Source organism: Kitasatospora sp. MAP5-34, assembly GCF_029894335.1.
In the GTDB taxonomy this organism is placed as follows: Bacteria; Actinomycetota; Actinomycetes; order Streptomycetales; family Streptomycetaceae; genus Kitasatospora.
The window spans coordinates 34,719-43,141 of record NZ_JARXZC010000049.1; the positions used below are offsets into that span (position 1 = coordinate 34,719).

Annotated in this window: 5 protein-coding genes and 4 pseudogenes; all 9 read right to left on the reverse strand. The window is 74.5% G+C overall.

Annotation, left to right across the window (positions count from 1 at the left end; translation table 11 throughout):
• Positions 1-55: 55 nt before the first annotated feature.
• On the reverse strand, positions 56-2,668 hold the full coding sequence (gene lanKC, locus P3T29_RS29140) for a class III lanthionine synthetase LanKC (RefSeq protein WP_280719670.1): 2,613 nt from the start codon (positions 2,666-2,668) through the stop codon (positions 56-58).
• 149 nt (positions 2,669-2,817) lie between these two features.
• Positions 2,818-2,961, reverse strand: a complete 144-nt coding sequence (locus P3T29_RS29145) for a hypothetical protein (protein ID WP_280719671.1) — start codon at positions 2,959-2,961, stop codon at positions 2,818-2,820.
• 189 nt (positions 2,962-3,150) lie between these two features.
• Positions 3,151-4,128: an NAD(P)H-quinone oxidoreductase gene (locus P3T29_RS29150; protein ID WP_280719674.1), complete on the reverse strand. Its 978-nt coding sequence runs from the start codon at positions 4,126-4,128 to the stop codon at positions 3,151-3,153.
• A 117-nt stretch (positions 4,129-4,245) separates the two neighbouring features.
• Positions 4,246-4,790 (reverse strand): annotated as a pseudogene (locus P3T29_RS29155) (potassium channel family protein); the annotation flags it as partial.
• A gap of 47 nt (positions 4,791-4,837) precedes the next feature.
• Complete coding sequence (locus P3T29_RS29160; RefSeq protein WP_280719675.1) at positions 4,838-6,058, reverse strand: molybdopterin molybdotransferase MoeA; 1,221 nt, start codon at positions 6,056-6,058, stop codon at positions 4,838-4,840.
• A gap of 23 nt (positions 6,059-6,081) precedes the next feature.
• Positions 6,082-6,427, reverse strand: a pseudogene (locus tag P3T29_RS29165) (DUF6457 domain-containing protein); the annotation flags it as partial.
• Positions 6,428-6,524: 97 nt separating this feature from the next.
• A pseudogene (locus tag P3T29_RS29170) lies at positions 6,525-7,121 on the reverse strand (NTP transferase domain-containing protein); the annotation flags it as partial.
• Between the two features lie 50 nt (positions 7,122-7,171).
• Entirely contained in the window at positions 7,172-8,113 is a 942-nt protein-coding gene (locus P3T29_RS29175; protein ID WP_280719672.1) for an MBL fold metallo-hydrolase, read from the reverse strand.
• 206 nt (positions 8,114-8,319) lie between these two features.
• Positions 8,320-8,423, reverse strand: a pseudogene (locus tag P3T29_RS29180) (dolichol-phosphate mannosyltransferase); the annotation flags it as partial.

The window sequence follows — 8,423 nt, forward strand, 5'->3', positions numbered from 1 at the left end:
TCACGGTGCTCCCCTGGGAGGTACGGCCGCCCGGCCCGGTCTGACGGCGGGTCGGTCAGCCGAGTGCGTCGACCAAGGACGGCGCGTTGACACCGGACAGCGCGTCGACCGTGAACAGCGGGTCGGGCCGGGGTGCCAGCAGCTGGGTGAGGAAGAGCAGGACGCCGGCCGAGCCGCTCCACAGGTCGGCGCTGAAGCGCAGCAGCTGATCGCCGAGGATCCGCACGCCGCTGGGGTGCGGGACGGCGTACTTGAACAGGCCCCGGCCCGCCCGGAGCGCGTCCTGCCGGTCGGCCGGGTCGCCGGTGGCGTCGGCGTGCTCGGCGAGGGCGAGCCCGAGGCCGGACAGCCCCTGGTAGAGGCCGGGCATGACGGTGAACGTGGTGCGCAGGGCGGCGAGCAGCCGGGGCCGGGCGGCGCTGAGCCGCTCGTCCTCGACGACGCGCAGGTAGCGGCCGACGGTGTGCAGCATCCCGGCCGAGCCGCTGTACAGGTAGGGCAGGGTGCGCTGGTCGGTGACGGAGATCGGGAAGGTCATCCCGAGTTCGTCGGGGAAGGACTCCCGGTCGAGTTCGGCGTGCAACAGGCCCACGCCACGGGCGAGATGGCGTGGGTCGCCGGTGACGGCGGCGAGCTGCTGGAGCATCAGCGCGAGTCCGCAGCGGCCGTGCACCAGGCCGGTGGCGTCGTCGGCGCCGAGGTGCGGCAGCAGCAGGTCGTCCGGGGGCAGCGCCTCGGCGAGCGCGAGCGCGCGGTCGACATGGTGCTCGTCGCGGGTGTGGCCGTACAGGGCGAGATGGGCCAGGGCCACTCCGGCGGAACCGCCGTAGAGGGTGGCGCAGCTCTCGGTCAGCGGGTGTCGGTCGGCGGTGTCGAGCAGGGCCCGCGCCTCGTCGAGCCGGCCCTGGTCGGCGAGCACCCGGGCGATCCCGGCGAGACCGACGTAGAGGCCGGGCGCCAGGGCGTCGGCCCCGGCCAGCGCCTCGCGGCCGAGCCGCGCCAGCACCCCTTCGGGGAGCGGCCGACCCGCCCGGTGCAGGGCGTGCACGACGCCGGCGGCGCCGTAGGCCAGGCACAGGGTGTTGGTCTGGTACCCCTCGGCGATGGTGGGGAACATCCGGGCCGGGTGCCCGGCATCGGCCATGGCGAGCAGACCGTCGGCTATCCGGTCCCGCAGGTCGGCGAGGTGGGTCTGCGGGTCTGCGGCCACCTCCTCGGGGCCTGGCAGCTGCGGGCCGGCCCCGGGCCGGTGGAACCGGGTGACGCGGGCCCAGAGCCGGTCCGGGACGGGCCCGGACTCCGTGACGTCGTGGCGCAGATGGGCGAGCGCGTCGGGATTGCGCCGGACGACCTGGTGGAACGGGCCGACCAGCAGCTGCGCGAGGGCCGACAGGCCGTACTCGTCGTGCACCGCGAGGTCGTCCGCGACGAGGGCCTGCGGGGGCGCGTAGCCGGGGGTGCCGAGGGGCGTGAAGGCGGCGCCCGGGCGGTGAGCCGCCTCGAAGTCGACCAGGCGCACGTGGTCGTCCTCGTCCACCAGGACGTTGCCCGGACTCACGTCGACGAACAGGTAGCCGCAGCGGTGCAGCCGTTGCAGCGCCTCCTCGACCCCGGCGACCAGCCGCTCGCAGCGGGCGAAGTACGCGGCCTGGTCGGCGGGCGTCCGACCGGCCGTGAGCATCGGGTGGTTGGCGGCCATCCAGTGGTTCATGATCGTGCCGTCGACGAACTCGGTGACCAGGAAGTCGTGTTCCCACCGGCGGAAGTACGCCAGCGGCTCGGGCGCCAGACCCGGCGCGGCCTCGTGCAGGGCCCGCAGGGTCCGCCACTCCGCGCGCAGCCGCTCGGGCGCGGTGACGCCGTCCTCCACGACGCCGCTGTGCGCCCTGGCCTCCTTGATGAACACCGTTCGGCCGGTGGCCTGTTCGGTGCCACGGTAGGTGCCCCCGGAATTGCTGTGCCGGATCGCCTCCTCGAACACGAAGCCGTTGAAAGCCGTCGGCCCGGCAGCCGCCGAACTCGTCGTGCCACGGCTCGCGGCGGTCGGCCGGGCGAACGGATCGGTGATCCCGTCCGGCAGTTGGAAGCGGACGCCGCGCTGGTCCTCGACCAGCCGGCCGCCACCGTCCCGGACCAGCGGCAACCGGGTGCCGTCGGCCTGCACCCGGGCCTGGTGGGTGAAGGCGCCGTAGCGGTAGTGGACCGTACGGGAGCCCGGGAAGCGCCGGTCGGTCAGGATGTACGGTCCGTCCTCGTCGGCCAGTGCCGCGCTCAACCGCTCCATCAGCAGGCGGGCGGCGGCGGTGTCCGCCGGGTAGGCGGCGACGAACTTCCCGCTCTGTGGACGGGACGCGTGCTTGTGGTGGGTCCAGTGGTGGAAGGTCTGCGAGGCCAGGTGCTTGAACGGCACGCCGTGCTCGAAGCAGACCTCGGCGGCGAGGTCGAGCACCTGGCTCAGCCGGTCCGGGCGCGCGGAGACGTGGACCTTCCAGCCGTCCGTCCCGGCGCGGACCTTCTCGCGGTACCACATGGTCCACACCCCGGACTCGGCCCGGTGCCAGCCCTCGGGGACCCGGCTCGGGCGGAAGAGCTCACCACGCGAGCCGATGGTGTCCAGTGGCGCGTAGAAGTCCGGATCCGCGACCGCGTATCCGATCAGCTGGTTCATGAGACCTCTCCAGGAGCGCGACAGCGGCGGGCCGTTCGGGAGCGGCGGGGCGCGGCCGGGCCGTACGGAGGCGAGCCGGCCGCGTCCCGTGCCGGTGGCGTGCCCCGCAGCCGTCGGGCTGCGGGGCACGCCACCGGGCGGGGTGTCGCTCAGGCGCAGGCGGCGAGGCTGACGGTGCTGCCCGCCAGCTGGGACGGCGGGGCGTCGACGCCCTGCAGCGCGAGCACCTCCTCGGCGTGCGCCTCGACCTCGGACTCGGTCTCGTCGATGGTGGGCTCGTTGATGTCAGCCATGGTCTTCTCCTTCTCCCGGAACGGAAGGCCGGGCGGTCGGACCATCGAGGATGACGGCCGCCCTTGCCATGTCCCAGAAGCTAGGCCGGGGCGGTCCAGAGGCGGCCTAGCCCTGCTATGCGGCCGGTATGCGCCGCTGCGGCGGCCGGACTTCCAGCCCGCCCCCGGCTTCCGGTGAGCCGCCTGCCCTCAGGCCTGCAGGACGACCTTCCCAACCTGCTCGCCGGCCTCCACCACCCGGTGTCCGGCGGCCGCGTCCGTCAGCGGCAGGATGCGGTCCACCACCGGCTTGACGACGCCCGACTCGATCAGCGGCCAGACGTGCTCGCGCACCGCCGCGACGATCGCCGCCTTCTCCGCCAGCGGACGGCCCCGCAGGTTGGTCGCCGCCACCGCGCCGCGCTTGGCGAGCAGCGTGGACAGGTTGATCTCGCCCGTCACCCCGCCCTGCAGGCCGATGATCACCACCCGGCCGTTCACCGCCAGCGCGTCCACGTTCCGCTGCAGGTACTTGGCGCCCATGATGTCCAGGATCACGTCCACCCCGGCTCCGTCCGTGGCCTCCCGGACCGCCTCGACGAAGTCCTGCTCGCGGTAGTTGATCCCGACGTCCGCGCCCAACTCCGCACAGCGCGCCAGCTTCTCCGCGCTGCCCGCCGTCACCAGCACCCGCGCACCGACCGCCTTCGCCAACTGGATCGCCATCGTCCCGATCCCGCTCGCCCCGCCGTGCAGCAGCACCGTCTCGGCCGGCCGCAGATGGGCCACCATGAACACGTTGGACCAGACCGTCGCGGCCACCTCGGGCAGCGCGGCGGCCTCCACCAGGCTCAACCCCTTCGGTACGGGCAGCAGTTGGCCCACCGGAACGGCGACCAGCTCCGCGTATCCGCCGCCGGACAGCAGCGCGCACACCTCGTCGCCCACCGCCCAGCCGGACACCCCGGCGCCGAGCGCGGCAATCCGGCCCGAGCACTCCAGCCCGGGGTAGGGCGACGCACCGGGCGGCGGGTTGTAGAACCCCTGACGCTGCAGCAGGTCGGCCCGGTTCACGGCCGTCGCGGCCACCTCGACCAGCACCTCACCCTCGGCGGGTACCGGATCGGGCACCTCCGCCCAGGTCAGTACCTCTGGACCACCGGGCTCGGAAATCATGATTGCTCGCATGCCCGCCACGCTACGCCGCGACGGCCGTCCGCTCCCAGCACTCCCGCGCGTGCGCCCTGCCCGACAAAGGTCGAGCCGTACAAGGATCAGGCCGTACGAGGGCCAGGCCGTCCGAGGATCCGTCCGGGTGGCGTCGCCCAGTACGCCGACCAGACCGTCCCTGGCCGCCTGGTCGATCACCTTGCGCTGCGGGTCGACGACCACGATCGACTCCTTGGCCACGCCCTGCCCGAGCAGGGTGTCGACGGCGCTGCGCCCCTTGGTGCCGTACCCGACAACGACGGTGTGCTCCCGCACGGTTGACCTCCAGCGGTTCAGCCGCCACTGCTTGCGGGTACGTCGGTGAGCACCTCGAGCGTGGTGCCGACCAGGATGATCAGGAAGACCACCCGCAGTGGCGTGATCACCAGGATGTTGGTGAGCCGGGCACCGGCGCTGACCGGGGTGATGTCGCCGTAACCGGTGGTCGAGAGGGTGACGGTCGCGTAGTACGCGGCGTCCAGGAAGCTGAGCGTGCCGCCCGCGTTGTCGTGGTAGCCGGACCGGTCCAGCCAGACGATCACCGTGGTGGCGGCCAGCACGCTGATCGCCAGCGCCAGCCGTAACCCGACCTGCCGCAGCGGCGGTGCGGCCTGCCGGGCGGGCAGCAGGATGCCGTCCACTTCCGGCCCGCTCTCGCCCCGGGGGCGGAGCAGGGCCGGGCGGCGCGTCACGGGGTCGCCAGCAGCTCGACCCGGGCACCGGACGGCAGGCCACCGGGCGGGACGACCGCGAGCGCCTCGGCCAGCGCGAGACCACGCAGCATCGCCGGGCCGTCGAAGGCGAGCGGTGCGACACCGCGCTCGGTCCGGACCACCGGCAGCAGCCGGGTGTCGGTCGGGTGTCCCGGGAGAACGGCGGCGGCGGTCTCCGGCAGCGCGACGGGCGTGGGGCGCCCGGACAGGCCGTGCAGCAGCGGCAGCGCGAGCGTGACGGTACCCGCGACGGCGGCCAGCGGGTTGCCCGGCAGCCCCACCAGGTGGCGCCCGCCCGGCAGTTCGGCGAGCAGCATCGGGTGCCCCGGACGGACGCAGACACCGTCGACCAGCAGTCGGCCGCCGGCCTCCGCCAGGGCCGCGTGCAGGAAGTCGACCGGTCCGGCGGCAGTGCCGCCGGTGGTGATCACCACGTCGGCGGGCGAGTGCCGGACGGCGTCCCGGAGCAGCCCGAGATCGTCCCTGACCTGCCGTCGGCCGAGCAGCTCGGCACCGGAGGCCCGCAACCACGGCGGCAGCAGCGGGCCGAGCGCGTCCCGGACCAGCCCGGCGAGCGGGAGGCCGGACTCGACGAGTTCGTCGCCGAGCACCAGGAGTTCGACGGTCGGACGGCGGTGCACGGTGAGGCTGTCGTGCCCGCAGGCGGCGGCGAGGCCGAGCACCGCCGGGGTGACGGGCGTGCCCGCCGGGAGCAACGGCTCGCCGCGCCGGCACTCCTGGCCGCGCGGGCGGACGTCCTGCCCGGGGGGCACCGAGCTGCCCAGCGCGTGCAGCAGCCCGGGCGCGGTGCCGGTGACGGGCGCGGTGCCGCCCGGTGCGAGGCGGCCGTGCTCGCGCCGGAGTACGCCGGTGGCGCCGGGTGGGAGCTGGGCGCCGGTGGCGATCTCCACCGCCTCGCCGTCGGCGATCGGTGCGGCGGGCTGTCCGGCGAGGACCCGTCCGGCGGTCCGCCAGGGGCCCGGGCCGGAGACCGCCCAGCCGTCCATCGCGGAGGTGTCGAAGGCGGGCAGGTCGGTCAGCGCGGCGAGCGGCGCGGCCAGGGTGTGGCCGAGCGCGTCCGCGAGCGCCACGTCGAGCGCGGGCAACGGCCGACGGCCGGCCAGCCGGGCGGCCCGGCGGGCCTGCGGCCAGGGGCAGTCGCGCAGGTGCTGCGGCGTCGGTACGGCTTCGGTCACGTCGGAGAGCGCGGTCAGCCCGTTCACGCCGGTCCCGCTTGGGGATGGGCAGGGGCTGTATCTGCGTCGGCGGGGGCTGTGTCTGCGTCTGCGTCCGCGGCCCAGCGTTCGGCGAGCGCGGCCGTGCGGTCGCTCGCCGCCTTCACAGCGGCCGGGCCGCCGCCCTGCTGGGCTGCGGCGTAGCCGATCAGGAAGGCCGTCAGCGGGGCGGCCGGGCGGGCCACCCCGTGCGCGACCACCCGAGCGAGGTCGAGCAGCCCCCGCACATCCACCTCGAGGTCGATCCCCAGTTCGGTGCTGACCTCGGTGACCCAGTCATCCAGCGTGCGCTCCATGGCCCCCATGCTGCCTGATCCGGCGCCGCATGGAAGGTTCCGGGGATGACCATCGCGCGTCGTTTCCCTCACCACCGGGGCTGACGGGCCGTGCGGAGAGCCCGTCAGCAGCCCTCCCGGCGGCTCTCCGCGCGCTCCCGCTCGCGGGCCTGCGCGAGCTCCTCCCAGGTGTCGCAGTCGTACGCCACCCCGGCCGGGTCCGCCAGCCGTACGGTGTGCAGCGGGGCGGTCAGGCGGCGCAACGGGAGTCCGGCCGGGTCGCCGAGAGCGGCGAGCGAGGCGCGCAGCGCGGCCGTCCGGTAGGCGGCGGCCAGCGGCTGGTCGCGGCCGGCGGCGTCGACCAGCAGCGCCGCGTCCGGCCGGTCAGGGTCCTCGGAAGGGTCCTCGGGGGCATCGCCGAGAGCCGCGAGCAGGCGGATGACAGTCGGCCGGTCGAGGAAGGGCAGGTCGGCGGCGAGCAGCAGCACCCGGTCGGCGGTCACGTACCCGAGCCCGGCGGCGACCGCCGCGACCGGCCCGCCGCCGGGCGGCTGCTCGCGCGTCCAACGCACCCCGTCGCGTACGGTCTCCCGCCACGGCCCGACCACCACGGTCGTCCCCGCGTCGGGGCAGGCGGCGAGGACCCGGTCGAGCAGGCTCCGCCCGCCGACCAGCAGGGCCGGCTTGTCCGCCCCGCCGAGCCTGCGGGCACCGCCGCCCGCCAGCACCATCGCGTCGTAGGCCGTCATACGCCAAGTATCGGCGGTACCGCCCCAGAGCCTGGCTGAAAACCTGGCCCTCAGGGTTCGTCGACGATCTCGGCGTCGATGATGCCGTTCTCGTCGGGCTGCGGTGCGCGGCGTTCCAGGGGGTGGCGGGCGGTGTTGGCGGCGGCTCCCAGCTCCAGGATCGCGGGGAGGGTCAGGCCGCCGTAACGCTCGTTGACCGCCGCCACCAGCGCCTCGGCGTCGTGCGGGTGGTCCGCGAGGGCCTGGTCGAAGTCCTGCAGGTACTCGCCGGTGAAGGAGATCACCCGCATCGCGTCGTCGTCCGCGCCGGGCGCCCGGTGGCCGGCGATCACCCGCTCCACGCCGAGGTCGGCGATCCGGGCCAGGTTGTGGATCCACTCGGCGCGCTGGGCGGTGTCGGTGTCGGCCGTCCAGACGTGGGTGCCGTTGTAGACGAAGTCACCGGCGACGACGGTCCGCGCGGTCGGGACGTGCACCAGGGTGGACGCGCCGCAGTCGGCCTGGCCGAGGTGCAGCACCCGGATCAGCTGGCGGTCGATCATCAGCGGCTGCGGCAGCAGCGGCGCGGGCAGCAGCGGCTGGTCCGGGATGTCGTCCCCGTACACCGGCTTCCACTGGGCCACCTTGGCGGCGGCCGTCCGGGCGATGGCGTCCACCACCGGCGGTGCGGCCAGCAGCTGGGCCTCGGGGAAGAGCCGGAGCACCTCCTCGACGCCGAAGTAGTGGTCGGGGTGCTGGTGGGTGATCACGATGGCCAGCAGCCGGCGGTCCTTGCCGGCGATCCACTCGGCGAGTTCCCGGCCGGCGCTGCGGGTGAGCTGGGCGTCCACCAGGATCGCGGTGCGCTCGCCGATGATCAGGCTGGAGGTGGCGAAGAACGCCGTCTCCGGGCCGGTGAACACGTCGACCCGCAGCGGAGCGGGGGCCGGAGTCCCGGTGCCGCCACCGGCCGGTTCGGCTCCGGCGGTCTGGTCGGTCGGGGACGGCGTCACATCGGCTCCCTGGTCGGCTCGGCGGGCCCAGGCCGGGTCCCGTACGGGACCAGCTTGGGATCACCGACCCCGGATTGCCGGTTAGGCGCGCCCAACGGCTCCCCCGGCCCGGCCCTGCGCCGGATCGGCACGGGCAACAGCAGAGCGTCCCGCCCGTTCAACACCGAAGGGCGGGACGCTCGATCGCAGACCGGGATGCCGGCTGCTTACTTCTGCTTCTTGCCGGTGAGCTTGTTGATGCGGGAGGTGATGCCCCAGCCGGTGACGCGGAAGAGGGCTTCGATGAGGATGTTGCGGCTCATCTTGGAGG

Excerpts from the sequence above, each read along its gene's own strand:
- lanKC (WP_280719670.1), bottom strand. The coding sequence starts at position 2,668 with ATGAACCAGCTGATCGGATACGCGGTCGCGGATCCGGACTTCTACGCG.
- P3T29_RS29145 (WP_280719671.1), bottom strand. The coding sequence starts at position 2,961 with ATGGCTGACATCAACGAGCCCACCATCGACGAGACCGAGTCCGAGGTC.
- P3T29_RS29150 (WP_280719674.1), bottom strand. The coding sequence starts at position 4,128 with ATGCGAGCAATCATGATTTCCGAGCCCGGTGGTCCAGAGGTACTGACC.